This is a genomic window from Rathayibacter sp. AY1H2 (assembly GCF_002931985.1).
GTDB lineage: Bacteria > Actinomycetota > Actinomycetes > Actinomycetales > Microbacteriaceae > Rathayibacter.
The window spans coordinates 81142-100963 of the sequence record NZ_PSUV01000013.1 but is presented as its reverse complement, the minus strand read 5'-3'; the positions used below and the strand labels follow the sequence as shown (position 1 = coordinate 100963).

Below are 19822 nucleotides of genomic sequence, written 5' to 3'. Positions count from 1 at the left end.
CGCCGGATCAGTGTAGACGGTGGGCGGGAGTGCTCTCCCGAGCCGCGCGGAGCGGGCTCAGCGCGGCTCGGAGAGGGTCGACTCGATCAGGTCGACGAGCCGCCCGGAGCCGTCGCGGACTCCCACGCGGGCGGCCCGGCGCGCCATCTCGTCGCGACGGGCGGTGTCGCCCAGGAGCGGTACGAGCTCCCGCTGGACCCAGCCGGGGAGGAAGGCGGCGTCCTCGACGAGGACCGCTCCCCCGGCGTCGACGACGCCGCGCGCGTTGTAGCGCTGCTCGCCGTTGCCGACCGGGTACGGGACGTAGACCGCGGGCAGGCCGAGGGCTGTCAGCTCGCTGACCGTCGCTGCCCCCGCGCGGGAGACGGCCACGTCCGCGGCGGACAGCGCGAGGTCCATCCGGTCGCAGTAGGCGAGGAGGTGGTAGCCGGCCACCCCCGGGTCCGTGATCTCGGCGCGGTCGCCCGTGATGTGGAGGACCTGGAAGCCGGTGGCGACGAGATCCCGGGCGGCGGCGTGCACCGTCGCGTTGATCCGTCGAGCGCCGAGGGAGCCGCCGGTCACCAGGAGTGTCTGCCGGGACGGGTCGAGGCCCAGCGCCGCCATCGCCTCGTCGCGGCGCGCGGCCCGGTCGAGCTCGGCGATCTCGCGGCGCAGCGGCATGCCGACGACCCGCGCGTGCGGCAGGGGCGTGCCCTCGAAGGCCACGCCGACCGAGCGGGTCGCGCGCGCGCCGAGACGGTTGGCGAGCCCGGGGCGCGCGTTGGCCTCGTGGACGGTGAAGGGGACGCCGGCGCGGCGCGCCGCCAGGTAGGCGGGTGCTGCCGCGTACCCGCCGAAGCCGACCACCGCGTCGATCCGCCGGTCGCGGATCGTCCGGACGATGCCGGCGATGGTCGCACGGAAGGCTCCGGGGAACCGCAGCGCCGCCGCGTTCGGACGGCGCGGGAACGGCAGCCGCGGGATCACCGAGAGCTCGTAGCCGCGGAGGGGGACGAGGCGGGCCTCGAGCCCCTCGGCGGTGCCGAGCACGAGCACCTCGTCGTCCGGGTTCCGCCTGCGGATCTCATCGGCCGTCGCGAGCAGCGGATTGACGTGGCCGGCGGTGCCGCCGCCGGCGAGGAGGTAGCGGGTCACTCCGCCGCCGCCTTCCTGCGGCGCAGCACGCCCGCGCCGGGCAGGGGCGCGGTCTGGGTGCGGGCGAAGGAGAGGACGACGCCGATGGCGAGGAGCGAGCTGAGCAGGGCGGTGCCTCCGGAGGAGATCAGCGGCAGCGGGACTCCCAGCACCGGGAGCACCCCCAGGACCACGCCGATGTTGACGAACGCCTGGCCGATCAGCCAGACCATGATCGCGCCGGTGCTGATCCGCACGAACGGATCGGAGGACGCGTGGATGACGCGGAAGAAGGCGACCGCGAGGACCACGAACAGCGCCAGGACGACGATCGCTCCGATCAGCCCGAGCTCCTCGCCGATGATGGCGAAGATGTAGTCGTTGTCCGCGGCGGGCAGCCAGGACCACTTGGCCTTGGAGTTGCCGAGGCCCACGCCGAAGATCCCGCCGGAGGCCATCGCCCAGGTGCCGTGCACCGGCTGCCAGCACGAGTTCTGGTACTCCTCGACGTTGGAGCAGTCGCCGAGGAAGGACATGATCCGGGTGAGGCGGTTGTCGCTGGAGACGGCGAACAGCACCGCTCCGATCGCACCGACCACCACGATCGGCACGAGGACCTTCATCTGGACGTTCGCGTAGAAGAGCGCGGCGAGGACGATGCCCGCCATGATCACGACCGTGCCCAGGTCGCCTCCGATGAGGACCAGTCCGATCGCCGCGCCGCCGACGATCAGGACGGGGATGAGCGCGTCCTTCCAGTCCTTCGGCGACCGGTAGCGGCGGGCGAGCAGGAGCCCCAGCCAGAGGGCGAGCGCGAGCTTGATGATCTCGGAGGGCTGCATGCTGAAGGCGCCGAGGCGGATCCAGTTGCGGTTCCCGCCGACGGAGTCGCCGAGCGGTGTGAAGAGCACGAGGCACTGGAGGACGCAGCCGGCGATGAGCAGGATCGGCGTCACGCGCTTCCACACGCCGAGGGGCAGCCGCGAGACCACCAGCATCATCGGGATCCCGAGGAGGGCGAACCCGCCCTGGCGCAGGAAGCCCCCGAAGGAGTCGTCGCTCGACACGTAGGAGGTGACCGACGAGGAGGAGAGCACCATCGTCAGTCCGAACAGCACCAGGAAGAGCGTGGTTCCGAAGAGGAGGTAGAAGTTCGGCGAGTGGGAGGCGAAGACCTTCGAGAGGACGATCCGCGCGGAGCGCGCCCCGCTCCGGTCCTTCCCGCGCGGCTCAGTGCGCGAGCGGCCCGCGGGGCGGCTCGTCGTCGGAGCGGTCATCGGCTCCCCCTCCCAGGTGTGTCGCCACGGCGGCCGCGAAGGAGCGGCCCCGAGCCGCGTAGTCGAGGAACTGGTCCATCGAGGCCGCGGCGGGTGCGAGCAGGACGACGTCCCCCGAGCGGGCGAGCGTCGCGGCCGCCTCGACGGCCGCCTGCATCACCGCACCAGTGTCGTCCGGCACCGCCTCGCTCACGGGGAGGGCGGGCGCGTGTCGTCGGAATGCCGCGAGCAGCGCCGAGCGGTCGGCGCCGATCACCACGGCGCCCCGCAGGCGGCCGACGTGCGCGGCCACGAGGGCGTCCACGTCGACGCCCTTGAGCAGGCCGCCGACGACCCAGACGACCGACGGGTACGCGCGCAGCGAGGCGTCGGCGGCGTGCGGGTTCGTGGCCTTGGAGTCGTTCACCCAGGTCACCCCGTCGTGCTCGGCGACGACCTGGATGCGGTGGGCGTCGAGCTCGAAGGACGCCAGCGCGGTGCGGACGGCCGTGACCTCGATCCCGCACGCTCGGGAGAGCGCTGCCGCGGCGAGCACGTTCTGGACGATGTGCGGAGCGGCGAGGTTCCGTGCGGCGAGCTCGTCCACGGTGGTGATCTCGAGGGCACTGGTGCGGCGGTCCTCGAGGAAGGCGCGGTCGCAGAGGATGCCGTCGACGATCCCGAAGTCGCTCGGGCCGGGCACGCCGAGGCCGAACCCGATCGCCCGGGCGCCCTCCACCACCTCGGCGTCGAGCACCATCTGCTCGGTCGCCGCGTCGGCGCGGTTGTACACGCAGGCGACGCGGGTGCCGGCGTAGACCTTGCCCTTGGCCGCGCGGTAGGCGTCGAACGAACCGTGCCAGTCGAGGTGGTCGTCGGCGATGTTGAGGCACGCGCTCGCGATCGGCTCGATCGCGCCCAGGTAGTGCAGCTGGTAGCTCGAGAGCTCCACGACGAGGACGTCGAAGCCCTGCGGGTCGCGGACCGCGTCGAGCACGGGCACGCCGATGTTGCCGCAGGGGGCGGCGCGGAGGCCGCCGGCCACGAGCATCGTCGCCGTGAGCTGGACGGTCGTGGTCTTCCCGTTGGTGCCGGTGACGGCCACCCATTCCGCCGGAGTGCCGTCGGCGCGCACGACCTTGTCGCGGACGCGCCAGGCGAGCTCGACGTCGCCCCACACGGGGATCCCGGACTCCGCCGCCCACACGAGGATCGGGTGCGTCGGCCGGAAGCCGGGCGACACCACGACCAGCTCCGGTGCGAACGCGTGCAGCTCCTCCGGAGCGGAGTCGAGGCGGTCGGCCCGGTGCAGGCGGGCGCCGATCACCTCGAGCAGGCGCTCGCGCTCCTCGTCGGCGCGGTCGGCGAGGACCAGCACCTCGGAGCCGAGCTCGGTCAGGGTGTCGGCCACCGAGAACCCGGTGACGCCCAGGCCCAGCACGGCGACGCGCAGGCCGCGCCAGTCCGAGTGCCAGCTGCGGAGGGAGTCGGGACGGGCGGGATCGGTCATGCCAGCGACAGCCATTCCAGGTAGAAGAGCCCGACTCCGGCGGCGACGAAGATGCCGGCGATGATCCAGAACCGGACCACGACGGTGATCTCGGCCCAGCCCTTGAGCTCGAAGTGGTGGTGGAGCGGGCTCATCAGGAAGATGCGCTTGCCCCGGGTCAGCTTGAAGTAGATCCGCTGAAGGATGACCGAGCCGGTCACGATGACGAACAGGCCGCCGATGAGGATGACCAGCAGCTCGGTGCGGGTGAGGATCGCCAGGGCCGCGAGCGCGCCGCCGAGGCCGAGCGAGCCGGTGTCGCCCATGAAGATCTGCGCCGGCGAGGTGTTCCACCAGAGGAAGCCCACCAGGGCACCGGAGACGGCCGCCGCGATGATGGCCAGGTCGAACGGGTCGCTCACCTGGTAGCACTTGTCGACGACCTCGGGGTTGAGGTGCTGGTCGAAGCACCACTGGTTCGACTGCCAGAACCCGATGATGACGTAGGAGCCGATCGCGAGGATCGAGGACCCGGTGGCGAGTCCGTCGAGCCCGTCGGCGACGTTCACGCCGTTCGACGTGCTGGTGACGATTATGCAGATCCACAGCACGAACAGGCCGATGCCGATCCAGCCGAGGGAGGCGAAGTCGAACGGCAGGTCGCGGATGAACGAGATCGAGGTGGACGCGGGGGTGAGCCCGTTGGAGTCGCGGACCATGATCGCGATCACCGCGAAGGCCGCGGCGACGATGACCTGGCCGGCGATCTTCGCCCAGCCGCCGAGGCCGAGGCTGCGCTGGTTGCGGGTCTTCAGGAAGTCGTCGACGAAGCCGACGAGTCCGAGCCCGACCATCATGAAGAGCACCAGCAGGGCCGACGGCGCGATCGCCCGGTTGCCGAACAGCATCCCGAGGAAGTAGCCGACCACGGTGCCGATGATGATGACGATGCCGCCCATCGTCGCCGTGCCGTGCTTGACGTGGTGCGACTTCGGTCCGTCCTCGCGGATGAACTGGCCCCACTGCAGGCGGTGGAAGAGGCGGATGAACAGGGGCGTCATCAGGAGCGTGAAGGCTCCCGAGAACGCGCCGGACAGGAGGAGTGCCCTCATCGGTGACGCTCCCCGAGACGGTCGGCGAGGAAGCGCAGCCCCGCGGAGTTGGACGACTTGACCAGCACGGTGTCGCCGGGTCGCAGGTAGTCCTCGAGGAGGTCGAACGCCTCGTCGGAGGTCTCCGCGAAGACGGACTCGCCGCTCCACGATCCCTCGCGCTCGGCCGCGACGTGGATCCGGCGGGCGCCTCGGCCCACCACCACGATCTGGGAGATGTTGAGGCGGACGGCCAGCAGGCCCACGCGCTCGTGCTCCTCGTCGGCCCACTCGCCGAGCTCGCTCATCTCTCCCAGGACGGCGACTGTGCGCCCCCCGGGCTTCGCGATCTGGGCGAGGGTGCGCAGGGCGGCCGCGGTGGAGTCGGGACTCGCGTTGTACGCGTCGTTGATGACGCGGACGTCCTCGCCGCCCAGGACCTCCATGCGGCCGCGCTCGGCGAGGGTGACGGTCGCGAGAGCCTCGACGATCGCGGGCAGCGCCACTCCGACAGAGAGCGCGGCGGCGGTCGCCGCGAGGGCGTTCATCACGTGGTGCTCGCCGAGGACGCGCAGCAGGAGCTCGGCGCGAGCGGCCTCGCGGCCCTCCCCCGCCGAGACCTCGATGGCGAAGCGGGTGCCGTCGGCGGTCGCGTCGATGTCGACGGCGCGGACGTCCGCGCTCTCGCCGCGGCCGAACCAGAGGACCCGGGCGGCGGTGCGGCCCGCCATCGAGGCGACCCGGCCGTCGTCGGCGTTCAGCACGGCGACGTCGTCGGCGGTGAGGTCGGCGACCATCTCTGTCTTGGCCTCGAGCGTGCGCTCGATCCCGCCGAACTCGCCGGCGTGCGCGAGGCCCACGGCGAGGACGACGCCGACGTCGGGCCTGGCCATCCGGACGAGGCGGCGGATCTCGCCGACCGCGCTCGCGCCCATCTCGGCGACGAGGAAGCGCGTCGACTCGGACACCTGGAGCATCGTGATCGGCGCGCCGACCTCGTTGTTGAAGGATCCGCGCGGAGCGACCGTCTCTCCGACCCGCTCGAGGACGGTGCGGAGGAGGTTCTTGGTCGTCGTCTTGCCGTTCGAGCCGGTGACGCCGATGACGGTGAGCCCGCCCTTCGCGCGGACGCGCCGGACGACCTCGGTCGCCAGCGCTCCGAGCGCCTCGACGGAGTCGTCGACGAGGACCTGCGGCACGTCGAGGTCGAGCGGGCGCTCCACGATGAGGAGCGCGGCACCGCGCTCGAGAGCGGCGGGAGCGAAGAGGTGGCCGTCGGTGTGCTCGCCGCGCTTGGCGACGAAGATCCCGCCGGGCGCGATCTCGCGGGAGTCGGTCTCGGTCGCTCCGTCGATCACGGTGGCGGCCGTGGCGGACGAGCCGGCCAGGTGGAGGCGTCCGGAGACGGCCTCGGCGATCTCGGTGAGGGTGAGGGCGATCATCTACAGCCAGCCCGCCTCGCGCAGCGCGTGACGGACGTCGTCTCTGGCCGAATACGGCATGTGCACTCCTGCGATCTCCTGGTGGTCCTCGTGGCCGGGCCCGGCGTAGAGGATCGAGTCCCCTTCGCGCGCGAGGGCGACGGCGGCGCGCACGGCGGCGCGCGGGTCGGCGATCTCGTGGATCTCCCGGTCGGGCACGGCGGCCCGGGCGCCCTGGAGGAGCGCGGCGCGGATGGCGGCCGGATCCTCCCAGCGCGGGTGGAAGTCGGTGACGACCACGACGTCGGCGAGGCGGGCGGCGATGGCGCCCATGTCGCTCCGCTTGGTCGTGTCGCGGTCCCCGTCCGCCCCGAACACCATGAACAGGCGGCCGGGCGTGATGGACCGCAGCGCCTCGAGCGCGTTCTGGAACGCGTCGGGGGTGTGGCCGTAGTCGACGTAGACGCGCGGTCCGCGCTCCCCCGAGACGAGCTCTGCGCGGCCCGGGATGTAGACGTCGAGACGGCTGTCCTCGAGCGCGTGCGCGACGGCGTCCAGGTCGAAGCCCGACTCCACCAGCATCACGATCGCCAGCGCGGCGTTGGACGCCATGTACCAGCCGATCAGCGAGACGGTGACGACGACGGAGCGGTTCTCGGGCCCCTCCAGGCGGAAGGTGGTGCTGTCGGGCGTCGCGTCCAGCACCGTCATCGACCAGTCGGCGGGCGTCGTCGGGGCGACTCCGACGACCGGCGAGCCGGCGAGCGTCGCGACGGGGATGCGGCTGCGCTCGGCGAGCTCGCGCCCCCAGGCGCTGTCGACCGTGACGACGCCGCGGCGTGCGCGCTCCGGCTCGAAGAGGTCGGCCTTGGCCTCGAAGTACTCGCGCAGATCGGAGTAGTCGTCGAGGTGGTCGTGGCTGAGGTTCGTGAAGCCGACGACGTCGAAGACGAGGCCGTCGATCCGGTGCCGCGTGAGCGCCTGCGCCGAGACCTCGATCGAGACCGCGCGGACGGCGGACTCGCGCATCCGCGCGAGCAGGCCGTGCAGCTCGCTCGCCTCGGGAGTGGTCAGCGAGCTGACCACGGCGACGTCGCCGATCCGGCGCTCGGCGGTGGAGCTGAGGCCGGAGACGACTCCGAGCCGGCGCAGCAGCGCGTCGAGGATGTAGACGACGCTCGTCTTGCCGTTGGTCCCCGTCACGCCGAAGAGCGTCGGGACGTCCTCGCGGGTGCGGTGGATCCACGCGGCGACGTCGCCGAGTGCGGCCCGCGGGTCGGGGGTCACCAGCACGGGCAGGCCGCTGTCGGCGGCGAGCTCCGCTCCGGCCGGGTCGGTCAGCACGGCGACGGCTCCGGACGCCGCGGCGGCCGACGCGAAGGCCGCGCCATGGGCACGGCGTCCTGCGACACCGACGTAGAGGTCCCCGGACTCGACCTGGTTCGAGTCCAGCGTGACTCCGCTCACCTCGACGCCCTCGAGGCCGCGGACCGGGCCGAGGGAGAACTCGGCCACGAGCTGCGAGAGGCTCCGCGGCACGGGGTGCTCGGGGCGGAGGGAGGACTGCGGGCGAGGGTCGTGCACTGCCCGCTCTTTCTCTCGTTCTGGTGCGTGGATCGTGGTCCCGGCGGGGCTCACCACGTCGTCGGGTACTCGACGGGCGGCACCGTGGACGGCTCCACCCGGTTGGTCTTGAGCACCTGGGTCATGACCTGCTGGAAGACGGGAGCCGTCGCCTGGGACGTGTTCATCTTAACCGGATCGGCGATGGTGACCGTCACGACGTACTCCGGGTCCTCCGCCGGCGCGAGCCCGGCGAGCGAGACGGTGTAGCTCTTCGAGTAGCCGCCCTTCCCGTCGGGCTGCTGCGCGGTACCGGTCTTGGTGGCGATGTTGTAGCCGTCGACGTGGATGTCGCTCGCCAGCCAGCCCTCGTTGTAATGGGTCTGCAGCATGTCGACGACCTGCTTCGCGGCCGAGCTCGACACCACCTGGGTGCCCGTCGCATCGGGGACGTCCACGACGGAGCCGTCGGCCGTGGTGCAGCCGTCGATCAGCTGCGACGGGAGCCGCACTCCGCCGTTGCCGAGCGTCTGGTAGATGCTCGCGACCTGCACCGCGGTCGCCGAGACGCCCTGGCCGAACATCGTCGTGTAGTTCGTCTGGTTGTCCCAGTCCTGGTAGTCGGCGAGCAGGCCGCCCTCCTCGCCGGGGAAGCCGCTCGTGGTGGGCGTGCCGAGACCGAACTTCTGCAGGTAGTCGTAGCGGGTCTGGGCCGACAGGCGGGAGCCGAGCATCGAGATGCCGACGTTCGACGAGTCCTTGAGGATGCCGGTCAGCGTGTAGTTCGTCGGGGTGTGCGCGAAGTCGTCGCTGAACGAGGCGCCGTCCTTCTCGAAGGAGTCCGGGACGACGACCTGGGTCGTCGGGCCCGCCTGGCCCTGGTCGATCAGCATCGCGGCCGTCATCGGCTTGAAGGTCGAGCCCGGCTCGAACGGCGCCCGGAAGGCGCGCGAGCTGCGGTCGGCGGAGGCGCTCGCCTCGACGTTGTTGGGGTCGACGGTCGGCGTCTCGGCCACGGCGAGCAGCTTGCCGGTCTTGACCTCCTGCACCACGACGATCCCGTAGCTGCCGCCGACCTCGGCGACGCGCTGCGAGAGGACCTGCTGGGAGTAGTACTGGAGGTCGGAGTCGATGGTGAGCTTCAGCGTCCCGCCGTCGACGGCCGGGGTCTCCGAGACGGTGCTGCCCGGGATCCGGACGTAGTCGGCGCTGCGCTCGTAGCTCTCGGACCCGTTCTGCCCCGCGAGGCAGGTGTTCTCCGCGTACTCCATGCCCTCCTGGGCCGCTCCGTCCGCACCGACGTAGCCGACGAGGTTGCCGGCCACCGCGCCGTTGGGGTAGCTGCGTCCCTGCTGGGTCTCGAAGTAGGTCCACGGGATGTCGAGCGCGACGAGCTTCTGGTAGGCCTCGAGGTCGAGCCCCTCCGAGAGGATCAGGTAGTTGGCCTTGGCGTCCTTCGCGAGCGCGGCGTCCACCGCTCCGGTGATCTGCTCGACCGACTGCCCGGTGATCGCGCCGATCTCGGAGGCGGCCTGCTGCACGCTGACCATGACCTTCTGGTCCTCGCCCAGCTCGCGCGGGAACTCGGCCACGTTCTTCGGCGAGGTCGTCAGCCGGTAGCGCGTGGTGGTGTCCGCGAGCACCGTCCCGGAGCGGTCCACGATGGGGCCGCGCTGGCCGTAGGTGACGACGCTGTTCGACTGGTTCTGGGCGGCCGCATCGGTGAGCTCGTTCGCCCGCACGATCTGGATGTCAACCAGCTTGCCGATGAAGAGTCCGACGACGGCGACGATGATGACGAACGTGACGGCCGTGCGGCGTCTGCTCGAGCGGTGGTGTCTCACTGCGGCGGTGTCCTTCTTGCTCCGGGCGGGCGGGCCGCCGTTCGTCGGGTCCGGATGGTCGTCGTGCGCCCCGCGGGGCGGGTGCCCGCGCGGAGGCGGACCGCGACGCCGTGCGTCAGTGCGTGATGGGCGCGGGCAGCTCGCCCTGCAACGGTACGGCCGCACCGTCGACAGCCGGGGAGGACGCGCTCGCGCCGGGCTGGAGAGCCGGGACGAGGGCGTTGGGCACGAGCGGCGCGGAGGCGGTGCCCGCGACTTCGCTCGACGCGGCGGAGGAGGGGTCGCCCAGCACGGCGCCGTCCGAGAGGCGGAGGTAGACCGGCGCGGTGTTGGCGACCATGCCCAGGCCCTGTGCGGCGGTGGCGAGGTTCTGCGGCGAGCTCAGCGTGTCGACGGCGTCCTGCTTCTCCGCGTTGCTGCGGGTGAGCGACTTCTGCTCGGTCTGCAGCGCCGAGATCTGGTAGGCCCCCTGCGAGAGGCCGACGCTCACCAGGAGCTGGACGACGATGATCGCGAAGAGGCCGGCGACGGCGACGATCCCGTAGACGAGCTTCGGGCGCGACTGCGCCTGACCGGCCGGGACGGCCTCGATGCGGGGGCGGGGCGCCTCCTCCTCGGGGCGTGCTCGGCGGGCGGTGTCGATGACGGCGGGGTCGATGACGGCGGTGGCGCTCATGCGGTGCTCCTGATCCTCTCGGCCGCGCGCAGACGCACGGGTGTCGCTCGGGGGTTGCGGGCCTTCTCGTCGTCGGAGGCGAGCTCGGCTCCGCGGATGACGAGTCGGAACTCGGGTCGGTGCTCCGGCAGCTCCATCGGGAGGCCGGCCGGGGCGGTGGAGGAGGACGCGGCCTGGAGCGCGCGCTTGACGATCCGGTCCTCGAGCGACTGGTACGCCTCGACGACGATCCGCCCGCCCTCGTTGATCCGGCCCAGCGCGGCGGGGATCGCCCGCTCGAGGACGGACAGCTCCTGGTTGACCTCGATCCGCAGCGCCTGGAAGACGCGCTTGGCGGGGTGGCCGTTCCGCTGGATCGCGACCGGGGTCGCCGCCTGGATGATCTCGACGAGACGGCCGGAGCGCTCCAGCGGAGCCTCGCGACGGGCCTCCACGATCTTCTTGGCGTAGCGCGCGGCGAGGCGCTCCTCGCCGTACTCGTGGAAGATGCGGCGCAGGGCGGTCTCGTCGTAGTCGGCGAGGATGCTCGCCGCCGTGAGCGGGGCGGTCGAGTCCATCCGCATGTCGAGCGGCGCGTCCTTGGAGTAGGAGAACCCGCGCTCGGTCTCGTCGAGCTGGAGCGAGGAGACGCCGAGGTCGAAGAGCGCACCGTCGATCGTGTCGATGCCCAGCTCGTCGAGCACGTCGGGCAGCTCGTCGTAGACGGCGTGCACGAGGTCGATCCTGGAGGCGTGGGCGGAGAGCCGCTCCCCCGCGAGCTGCAGCGCCTCGGGGTCGCGGTCCAGGCCCACGAGGTGCAGGCCGGGGAAGCGCTCGAGCAGCGCGAGCGAGTGCCCGCCCATGCCGAGCGTCGCGTCGACGACGACCGCCCCGTCGCGCTCCAGCGCCGGAGCCAGGAGCTCGACGCAGCGCTCGAGCAGCACCGGGAGGTGCCGCTCCTCGGTCGGGCGCGGAGCGTCCTTCGAAGTGTTCTCTGCCATGGCGGTCCCGCCGTTCCCGTTCCTGTCGTCCGATCCCCATCCACCTCGCGTCCGGACACCGGGGAAGGTGCGTCCGGGCGCCGAGTGGCTGGGAGTCGCGCGACAGGACCTAGAACAGGCCGGGGATCACCTCCTCCTGGGTGTCGGAGAACACGGACTCCTGCTCCTGCAGGTAGGTCTCCCAGGCGCCCTGCGCCCAGATCTCGGCGCGGTTGCCCGCTCCGATGACGGTGAGGTCGCGGTCGAGGCCGGCGTAGGCGCGCAGCGGAGCCGGGAGGGTCACGCGGTTCTGCTTGTCCGGCGTCTCGGCGCTCGCGCCCGAGAGGAACACCCGGAGGAAGTCCCGCGCCTGCTTGCTGGTCACCGGCGCCTGCCGGATCTTCTCGTGCATCACCTCGAACTCGGCCTGGCTGAACACGTACAGGCACCGCTCCTGGCCGCGCGTGACGACGACTCCGGAGGAGAGCTCGTCGCGGAACTTGGCGGGGAGGATCACGCGGCCCTTCTCGTCGAGCTTGGGGGAATAGGTGCCGAGGAACACGGACTGCCCCCCACTTCTTCCGGCCAAGGATGGTGTGTCCTCCACAGTACTCCACTTCCCCCCACTCACAACCCCGGCGCGGCGCGGGGCGCGCCGGAGAGGCCCCGGTCATCCGCGTGTTTCCGCGGAATCGCGACAGTGGGGCGAAGTGGAGGGGGAATGCCGCGGGAGGGAGGCCGCGGGCACGAAAAAAGGGCCGATCCGTGAGGATCGACCCTGCGGTGGAGCGGAGGGGAGGCTAGCCGCGCCCGTCTCCGCGGTTGTCCCACCTGTCGTTCAGACGGTCCATGAAGCCGGACCCCTGGCGGTTGCCCGAGCGGGGCTTCGACGGACGGCCGACGTCGGGCAGGCCGGGCTCGGCGGAGCCGCCGGCGGCCGGGCGCATGGCCACGATCACGCCGCCGAGCATGAAGGCGAACCCGAGGATGCCGACGAGGGGCTGGCGCACGACCACGCCCGCGACGAGCACGGCGAGACCGAGGATGCCGAGCAGGATGCCGAGCACGAGGGCCCGGTAGTTGGTGCCGCCGCGCCCCTTGCCGACCGCCGCCACGAAATCGGCGTCGTTCTGGTAGAGGTTCCGCTCCATCTCATCGAGGAGCCGTTGCTCGTGTTCCGAAAGCGGCATCGTGACCCCTTCAGGGTGCGGCGTCGACCCTTTCGGGGATCGGCACCGGAATAGGCGGCGTCTGGGCTCGACCGGTCGGGCGGCGCTTCAGTGTAGACCGAGCCCGACGCAGGCACCAGGCACCTTCGGTGCATAGGCTGGTCGGGTGAACCACAGCTCTCGACTGGTCGATCGCGTCCAGCTCCGAATCGATGAATTCCTCACCGGGCGCACGCCAATTCTGCGCTCCATAGGAGAGGACGTCTCCGCCCTCGGCGACCTTTCGCGGGACTTTCTCAGCGGGGGCAAGCGGTTCCGCGCGCGCTTCTGCGAGGCGGGCTGGAACGCGGTGTCGAGCACCTCGAGCGAGGCCCATCCGAGCGGCTCCGATCCGATCGCGAGGGTGGGCGCCGGGCTGGAGCTGTTCCACGCCGCCGCCCTCGTCCACGACGACGTGATCGACAACTCCGACACCCGCCGCGGCGCTCCCGCGGCCCACCGGCGCTTCTCCTCCTTCCACGCCGACGGCGGCTGGACCGGCGACCGCGACGAGTTCGGCCGCTCCTCCGCGATCCTCCTCGGCGACCTCCTCCTGGTCTGGTCGGACGAGATCTTCGCCGCGGCGGAGTGGTCGCTCGGGGATCGAGTCGCAGCCGAGCGCGCGCGCGCGGAGTTCAACCTGATGCGCACCGAGGTCACGCTGGGCCAGTACCTCGACATCCTCGAGGAGAGCGCGTGGGTGCAGCACCCCGAGCACGAGCACCTGCAGCGGGCGGAGCGGGTGGTGGTCTACAAGAGCGCGAAGTACAGCATCGAGGCGCCTCTGGTGATCGGCGGCTCCCTCGCCGGCGGCGACGACGCTCAGCTGGACGCCCTGCGCCGCTTCGGGCTCCCGGTCGGGATCGCCTTCCAGCTGCGCGACGACGTCCTCGGAGTCTTCGGCGACCCGGCAGTGACGGGCAAGCCGGCCGGCGACGATCTGCGGGAGGGCAAGCGCACCGTGCTGCTCGGCCTCGCCCGCGGCGCGTGCTCGCCGGGCGAGCGGGCCGAGCTCGACGCGGTCGTGGGCCGGAGCGACGCCGACGCGGCGTCCATCGCGCGGGCGCAGGAGATCATCGCGGGCAGCGGCGCCCTCGAGCGGCTCGAGGAGCGCATCGACCAGGAGGTGGCCGCGGCGATCGCGGTCCTCCCCGACGCGCCGCTCCGCACGGAGGGCGTGGCGGAGCTGCGCGAGCTGGCAGCCCAGGTCACGGTCCGCACCTCCTAGGAGCGGACCGGCGGGATCAGGCCAGGGCCTGGGCGACCCGCCGGACCTCGGCCTTGCGGCCGGCGCGGAGGGCGACGATCGGGCTCGTGCCCAGGCTCTCCTCGACCGTCAGCATCCAGTCGACCGCCTCGTCGTCGGTGAAGCCGGAGTCGGCGAGCAGGATCGCGGTGCCGCGGATCTCGCTCATCGGCTCCCCGTCGCGGAGGAAGAGGGCGGGGACCTTCAGCACGCCGTCGCGGCGGGTGCCGAGCAGGTGGCGCTCCTCGAGGAGGCGGCGGACCCGGCCGGCGCCGAGCCCGGTCAGCTCCACGAGGTCGGGGACGGTCAGCCACTCGAGCTCGGAATCGGTCGAGGTGGCGGGGGAAGCGGACGAGTCGGTCACGCGTCAAGACTGCCACGAGCCCGGAGGGCCGCCAACTGCGGGCGCCCCGGAGAAGGAGTCGGGCCCGTCCTGCGCCGCCCGGGCGTCGCTCACCGGTTCCCCCGGGGGTCTTGCCTAGACTCGTCGCGTGACCACCAGCCAGCTCGACCCTCTCCTCGGCCGTCTCGTCGACGGCCGGTACGAGGTGCGCTCGAGGATCGCCCGCGGCGGCATGGCGACGGTCTACCTCGCGCACGATCAGCGCCTCGAGCGCCGCGTGGCGATGAAGGTCATGCACGGCCACCTCTCCGACGACGCGACGTTCAAGAACCGCTTCGTCCAGGAGGCGCGCTCCGCCGCCCGTCTCGCCCACCCGAACGTGGTCAGCGTCTTCGACCAGGGCCAGGACTCGGACATGGCCTACCTGGTGATGGAGTACCTCCCCGGGATCACCCTGCGCGACCTGCTCAAGGAGCGCGGCCGGCTGACCGCCCAGCAGGTCGTCGACATCATGCACTCCGTGCTCTCGGGTCTCGCCGCCGCGCACCGCGCCGGGATCCTCCACCGCGACCTCAAGCCCGAGAACGTGCTCCTCGCCGACGACGGCCGGATCAAGATCGGCGACTTCGGCCTCGCGCGCGCCGCCTCCGCCAACACCGCCTCCGGTCAGGCCCTCCTCGGCACGATCGCCTACCTCTCCCCCGAGCTGGTCACGCGGGGCACCGCCGACACCCGCAGCGACATCTACGCCATCGGGATCATGATCTACGAGATGCTCACCGGAGAGCAGCCCTTCACGGGCGAGCAGCCGATGCAGATCGCGTACCAGCACGCGAACGACTCCGTCCCGTACCCCAGCGCGACGGTCGCCTCCGTCCCCACCTCGCTCGACGAGCTCGTCCTCTGGGCGACCGAGCGCGACCCGGACATGCGGCCCCGCGACGCCGGTGTCATGCTCGCGCAGCTGCTCGAGGCCGAGCGGCTCATGGGCATCACACCGAGCGACCGCCGCGGCGACACGCAGGCGGTCACCCCGCTCCCGGCGCCCGTCGCCGATCCGGCGCCCGCGACGGCCGTCTTCGATACGGCGGAGCCCGGGCAGACCTCGGTCTTCGACCCGGCGCCGGCCCCCGGAGCGGTGCTCGTGGTCGACGAGGACGACGACACCGTCGCCCGGCTCGCGAGCAGGCGCCGCGTCCGACGGCGCCGCGGCGTCCTGCTCACGGTGGTCGTCCTCCTCCTGGCGCTCATCGGCGGCGGGACGGCCTGGTGGTTCGGCGAGGGACCCGGCGCGATCGTGTCGATCCCGGACGTCGTCAGCCAGTCGCAGCAGGACGCGACGGCCCAGCTGCAGGCGCAGGGCTTCGAGGTGCAGCCGCAGGAGACGCCCGACCTCACCGTGCCCGCGGGGACGGTGGTGAGCTCCGATCCGCCCGGCGGGCAGGGGGTGCACAAGGGCTCCGTCATCACGCTGACCGTCTCGAGCGGGCCGCGCCAGCTGCCGGTCCCGTCGCTCGCCGGCCTCTCGGAGGCCGACGCTGCCGCCGCGGTGACGGGCGGCTCCTTCACCGTCGGCGACGTCTCGAAGATCTTCGACGCCGACGTCGACGCGGGTGTGGTCGTCTCCGCCTCACTGCCTGACGGATCGGCGCTGCCCGAGACGATGTCCGAGACCAGCACCATCGCGATGGTGGTGAGCCTCGGACCGATCCCGAACGTCGTCGGCCTCTCGATCGACGACGCGACGGCGAAGGCGGAGGCGGCCGGTCTCGCCCTCGACCGCAGCGGCGAGGACTGGAGCGACACCGTGGCCGCGGGCGTCGTCCTCACGCAGGCGAACCCCGAGGCGCCCGCCGTGACCGGCGACACCGTCTCGGTCGTCGTGTCGAAGGGGCCCGAGCCCGTCGCCGTGCCGAACGTCGTGGGGATGAACCGCGACGAGGCGAAGGCGGCCCTCGAGGCGGCGGACCTGTCGTGGAGCTACTCCCTGACGACGCTCGGCCCGCTGATCGACGCGGCGCCGAACGAGCTGACCAAGGTCACGAACCAGTCCAACAAGGCCGGCGATCTCGTGCAGCGCGGCACGACGATCCAGCTGTCGATCACCATCACGACCTGACGCCGCCGGTCGAGCCCCTCGGCGGGGACTCGACCGGCGGTCGGGGTCGGGATCAGATCGCGCGGCCCCGGAGCTCCTCCGCCACGAGGAACGCGAGCTCGAGCGACTGCATGTGGTTGAGGCGCGGGTCGCAGACCGACTCGTACCGGGTGGCGAGCGTCGCCTCGTCGATGTGCTCCGAGCCGCCGAGGCACTCGGTGACGTCGTCGCCCGTGAGCTCGACGTGGATGCCGCCCGGGTGCGTCCCCGCGGCGCGGTGCGCCTCGAAGAAGCCCTTGACCTCGTCGACCACGTCGTCGAAGCGACGGGTCTTGTAGCCGGTCGGCGTCGTCAGCCCGTTGCCGTGCATCGGATCGGTCACCCACAGCGGCAGGGCGTCGCTCCGCTTGACGGCCTCGAGCAGCGGCGGGAGGGCGTCGCGGATCCTCCCGGCACCCATGCGGGTGATGAAGGTGAGGCGACCGGGCTCCCGCTCGGGGTCGAGCTTGTCGATCAGCTCGAGCATCGTCTCGGGCGTGGTCGACGGGCCGAGCTTCACGCCGATCGGGTTGCGCACCCGCGACAGGAAGTCGACGTGCGCGCCGTCGAGCTCGCGGGTGCGCTCGCCGATCCAGATGAAGTGGCTGGAGGTGTTGTACGGCGTGCCGGTCCGCGAGTCGATGCGCGTCATGGGGCGCTCGTAGTCCATCAGCAGGCCCTCGTGGCCGGTGTAGAACTCGGTGCGCTTCATGCCCTCGAAGTCGGCCCCGCACGCCACCATGAACTTGACCGCGCGGTCGATCTCGCGGGCCAGCTGCTCGTAGCGCTGGTTCTGCGGGTTCTCGGTGAAGCCCTTGTTCCAGTAGTGGACGAGGCGCAGGTCGGCGAATCCGCCCTGCGTGAAGGCGCGGATGAGGTTCAGCGTCGAGGCGGCGGTGTGGTAGCCCTGCACGATGCGGCGCGGGTCCGCGGCGCGCGACTCCGGGGTGAAGTCGTAGCCGTTGACGATGTCGCCGCGGTAGGCGGGCAGGGTCACGTCGCCGCGGGTCTCGAGGTCGCTCGAGCGCGGCTTCGCGAACTGGCCGGCCATCCGGCCCATCTTGATGACGGGCATGCTCGCGCCGTAGGTCAGGACGACGGCCATCTGCAGCACGGTCTTGACGCGGTTGCGGATCTGCTCGGCGGTCGCTCCGGCGAAGGTCTCGGCGCAGTCGCCGCCCTGCAGGAGGAACGCCTCGCCGCGGGCCGCGGCTCCGAGACGCTCGCGCAGCTGGTCCACCTCGCCGGCGAACACCAGCGGAGGGAGCGCGGCCACCTCGGCGGACGCCGCTCGCACGGCCTCCGCATCGGGCCACTGCGGCTGCTGCTTGATCTCGAGCTCGCGCCAATAGTCCAGGCCGGCGACCACGGAGGGGGCGGCGAGGACGTACGGTTCGTTCGGATCGATGACCACGAGGGTGTTCCCGGTTCTGACGGGCGCCAGCGGCGCGCGGAGGGCCGCCGTCCGGACGGACGGCAGCGGTTGACGAGCTTATCGCCTGGCAGAGCGCTCGGCCGGGAGGTGGCCCCGGCGTCGAGCGGGCGCTCAGCGGGTGAGGGCCGCGCGCTTCTCCTTGACCGAGGTCGCGTAGACGTCGAGGTACTCCTGGCCGCTCAGGGCGAGGAGCTCGTACATGATCTCGTCGGTGATCGAGCGGAGGATGAACCGGTCGCCCTCCATGCCCTCGAAGCGGCTGAAGTCGAGCGGCTCCCCGAAGACGATGCCGATGCGGCCCAGCTTCGGCAGGCGCTTGCCGATGGGCATGATGCGCGCGGTGTCGATCATGGCGACCGGGATGACGGGCACGCGGGCCTCGAGGACCATGCGCGCGACACCGGTGCGGCCGCGGTACATGCGGCCGTCGGGGCTGCGCGTGCCCTCGGGATAGATGCCCAGGGCGTGGCCGCCCGCGAGGACGCGGAGGCCCGTGTTGAGCGAGGCCTCCGACGCCTTGCCACCGGAGCGGTCGATGGGCAGCATCCCCGTGGCGGTGAAGAACGTCCGCGTCGCCCAGCCCTTGAGGCCCTTGCCGGTGAAGTAGTCGCTCTTGGCGAGGAAGACCATGTTCCGCTCGATCACCAGCGGGAGGATCACGGAGTCGATGAAGGAGAGGTGGTTGCTCGCGAGGATCACGCCGCCGTTCTGCGGCACCTTGTCGGCGCCGACCACCCACGGCCGGAAGATCGTCTTCAGGAGCGGGCCCGCGACGATGTGCTTCATGAACCAGTAGAACATCGGGCTCCTCGGCGGTGCGGCGGATCGGGTGCGGCGGGTGCCGCTAGAGGGAGCTCGCGTGCAGGCGCGCCAGGTCGGCGGCCCCCACGACTCCGGCGTCGTTGACGAGCTCCGCGATGCGGAACTCGGGCTCGGGGTGGTAGCCCCGGGCGGGGAGGTTGTCGAGGTAGGCCTGGCGGATGGGGTCCAGCAGGAGGTCGCCCGCCTGCGCCACTCCGCCGCCGATGACGAACATCTGCGGGTCGAGGACGGCGCTCAGGCTGGCCGCCGCCTCGCCCAGCCAGTGGCCGAGCTGTCGCAGCGCCGCGAGGGCGCCGAGGTCGCCGGCGGTGATCAGCTCGGAGATGAGGTGGCCGTTCAGCTCGCCGCCGTTGCGGGCGCGGGCGTCGGCGATGCCCTGGCCGATCCCGCCCGCGTCGGCCAGCTCGCCGGCGAAGCGCTGGAGCGCGCGGCCCGAGCCGTACTGCTCGATGCAGCCGCGGGCGCCGCAGCCGCAGGGCAGGCCTCCGGGGACGACGCGCATGTGCCCGATCTCGGCCGCTGCGCCGAAGCCGCCGCGCAGGAGCCGGTCGTTGATGACGATCGCGCCACCCACTCCGGTTCCGATGGTGAGCATCAGCATGTCGCTGACGAGGCGGCCCGAGCCGTAGCGGAACTCGGCCCAGCCGGCGGCGTTCGCATCGTTCTCGATGATGATCGGCAGGTCGATGCGGGCCGAGAGCTTCTCGCGGAAGGGCTCGTTGCGCCAGTTGATGTTCGGGGCGTAGTAGACGATCGACTGCGAGGCGTCGATGAAGCCGGCGGCGGCGACTCCGACCGCGGAGACGTCTCCCGGGAGCAGGCCGGAGCGCAGATGCTCGACCATCTCGACCACGACGTCGACGATCAGCTCGGGGTGCCCGGCGGGAGTGGGCCGACGGTCCTCGCGGAGGATCCCCCCGAACTCGTCGACCAGGGCTCCGGCGATCTTCGTGCCGCCGATGTCGATCCCGATCGCGTGCACGCGAACCGCCTTCCCGTCGCCACCGGCGCGGCAGCGTCGGCGGGCCGCCCTGAGCGGCGGCCAGGACGAGTGTAGTGACCGCGAGCGCTCCGATGCGGCTCAGCGGCGAGACCCGGCGACGCGTGTCGGCCCTCCTCGCGGAGCCACCCCTGGATCGTTACCCTGAACGGATCCACAGCTTGCGCCGCGCCGGTAGGGTGGAGACGACGTTCATTCAGGTACCGAAGGAGTTGC

The 19822-nt window shown here is 71.8% G+C and carries 17 protein-coding genes; 2 read left to right on the top strand and 15 right to left on the bottom strand.

The window, feature by feature from the left end; translation table 11 throughout:
• Positions 1-57 precede the first annotated feature (57 nt).
• From murG to C5C29_RS10985, 11 genes are all read right to left on the bottom strand, one after another.
• The gene (murG, locus tag C5C29_RS11035; RefSeq protein ID WP_104222594.1) at positions 58-1137 is read right to left on the bottom strand and encodes an undecaprenyldiphospho-muramoylpentapeptide beta-N-acetylglucosaminyltransferase; all 1080 of its coding nucleotides are present in this window, start codon (positions 1135-1137) and stop codon (positions 58-60) included.
• Positions 1134-2393 (bottom strand): putative lipid II flippase FtsW, encoded by a 1260-nt coding sequence (gene ftsW / locus C5C29_RS11030; protein WP_104222593.1) that lies wholly within the window; start codon positions 2391-2393, stop codon positions 1134-1136. The genes murG and ftsW overlap by 4 nt, the downstream gene beginning before the upstream one ends.
• Positions 2347-3882 (bottom strand): UDP-N-acetylmuramoyl-L-alanine--D-glutamate ligase, encoded by a 1536-nt coding sequence (murD, locus tag C5C29_RS11025; RefSeq protein ID WP_104222592.1) that lies wholly within the window; start codon positions 3880-3882, stop codon positions 2347-2349. The genes ftsW and murD overlap by 47 nt, the downstream gene beginning before the upstream one ends.
• A complete protein-coding gene (gene mraY, locus C5C29_RS11020) occupies positions 3879-4973 on the bottom strand; it encodes a phospho-N-acetylmuramoyl-pentapeptide-transferase (protein ID WP_104222591.1) in 1095 nt (364 codons plus the stop codon). Before mraY ends, murD begins: the two co-directional genes overlap by 4 nt.
• The gene (murF, locus tag C5C29_RS11015) at positions 4970-6394 is read right to left on the bottom strand and encodes a UDP-N-acetylmuramoyl-tripeptide--D-alanyl-D-alanine ligase (RefSeq protein WP_104222590.1); all 1425 of its coding nucleotides are present in this window, start codon (positions 6392-6394) and stop codon (positions 4970-4972) included. Before murF ends, mraY begins: the two co-directional genes overlap by 4 nt.
• Positions 6395-7957, bottom strand: a complete 1563-nt coding sequence (locus C5C29_RS11010) for a Mur ligase family protein (RefSeq protein ID WP_104222589.1) — start codon at positions 7955-7957, stop codon at positions 6395-6397.
• Between the two features lie 50 nt (positions 7958-8007).
• On the bottom strand, positions 8008-9780 hold the full coding sequence (locus C5C29_RS11005) for a penicillin-binding protein 2 (RefSeq protein WP_258062170.1): 1773 nt from the start codon (positions 9778-9780) through the stop codon (positions 8008-8010).
• 115 nt (positions 9781-9895) lie between these two features.
• Positions 9896-10456 (bottom strand): hypothetical protein, encoded by a 561-nt coding sequence (locus tag C5C29_RS11000; protein WP_104222588.1) that lies wholly within the window; start codon positions 10454-10456, stop codon positions 9896-9898.
• Positions 10453-11436 carry a 16S rRNA (cytosine(1402)-N(4))-methyltransferase RsmH gene (gene rsmH, locus C5C29_RS10995; protein WP_104222587.1) on the bottom strand — a complete coding sequence of 328 codons (984 nt, stop codon included), beginning with the start codon at positions 11434-11436 and terminating at the stop codon, positions 10453-10455. The genes C5C29_RS11000 and rsmH overlap by 4 nt, the downstream gene beginning before the upstream one ends.
• 109 nt (positions 11437-11545) lie before the next feature.
• Positions 11546-11977, bottom strand: a complete 432-nt coding sequence (gene mraZ, locus C5C29_RS10990) for a division/cell wall cluster transcriptional repressor MraZ (protein WP_104222586.1) — start codon at positions 11975-11977, stop codon at positions 11546-11548.
• Between the two features lie 238 nt (positions 11978-12215).
• Positions 12216-12605 carry a DUF3040 domain-containing protein gene (locus C5C29_RS10985; protein ID WP_104222585.1) on the bottom strand — a complete coding sequence of 130 codons (390 nt, stop codon included), beginning with the start codon at positions 12603-12605 and terminating at the stop codon, positions 12216-12218.
• 145 nt (positions 12606-12750) lie between these two features.
• Here C5C29_RS10985 and C5C29_RS10980 point away from each other — a divergent pair, with 145 nt between their 5' ends.
• The gene (locus tag C5C29_RS10980) at positions 12751-13851 is read left to right on the top strand and encodes a polyprenyl synthetase family protein (protein WP_104222584.1); all 1101 of its coding nucleotides are present in this window, start codon (positions 12751-12753) and stop codon (positions 13849-13851) included.
• A 16-nt stretch (positions 13852-13867) separates the two neighbouring features.
• Here the strand turns inward: C5C29_RS10980 and C5C29_RS10975 are convergent, their stop codons facing one another.
• On the bottom strand, positions 13868-14233 hold the full coding sequence (locus C5C29_RS10975) for an Rv2175c family DNA-binding protein (RefSeq protein WP_104222583.1): 366 nt from the start codon (positions 14231-14233) through the stop codon (positions 13868-13870).
• A gap of 127 nt (positions 14234-14360) precedes the next feature.
• Here C5C29_RS10975 and pknB point away from each other — a divergent pair, with 127 nt between their 5' ends.
• Entirely contained in the window at positions 14361-16331 is a 1971-nt protein-coding gene (gene pknB / locus C5C29_RS10970) for a Stk1 family PASTA domain-containing Ser/Thr kinase (RefSeq protein ID WP_104222582.1), read from the top strand.
• A 52-nt stretch (positions 16332-16383) separates the two neighbouring features.
• On the opposite strand, the gene C5C29_RS10965 is transcribed toward pknB, so the two are convergent.
• The 3 genes from C5C29_RS10965 to C5C29_RS10955 form a co-directional block, all read right to left on the bottom strand.
• The gene (locus C5C29_RS10965) at positions 16384-17718 is read right to left on the bottom strand and encodes a class II 3-deoxy-7-phosphoheptulonate synthase (RefSeq protein WP_104222617.1); all 1335 of its coding nucleotides are present in this window, start codon (positions 17716-17718) and stop codon (positions 16384-16386) included.
• 177 nt (positions 17719-17895) lie between these two features.
• Positions 17896-18585, bottom strand: a complete 690-nt coding sequence (locus C5C29_RS10960) for a 1-acyl-sn-glycerol-3-phosphate acyltransferase (RefSeq protein WP_104222581.1) — start codon at positions 18583-18585, stop codon at positions 17896-17898.
• Positions 18586-18628: 43 nt separating this feature from the next.
• The gene (locus tag C5C29_RS10955) at positions 18629-19588 is read right to left on the bottom strand and encodes an ROK family glucokinase (RefSeq protein WP_104222580.1); all 960 of its coding nucleotides are present in this window, start codon (positions 19586-19588) and stop codon (positions 18629-18631) included.
• Positions 19589-19822: the final 234 nt, after the last annotated feature.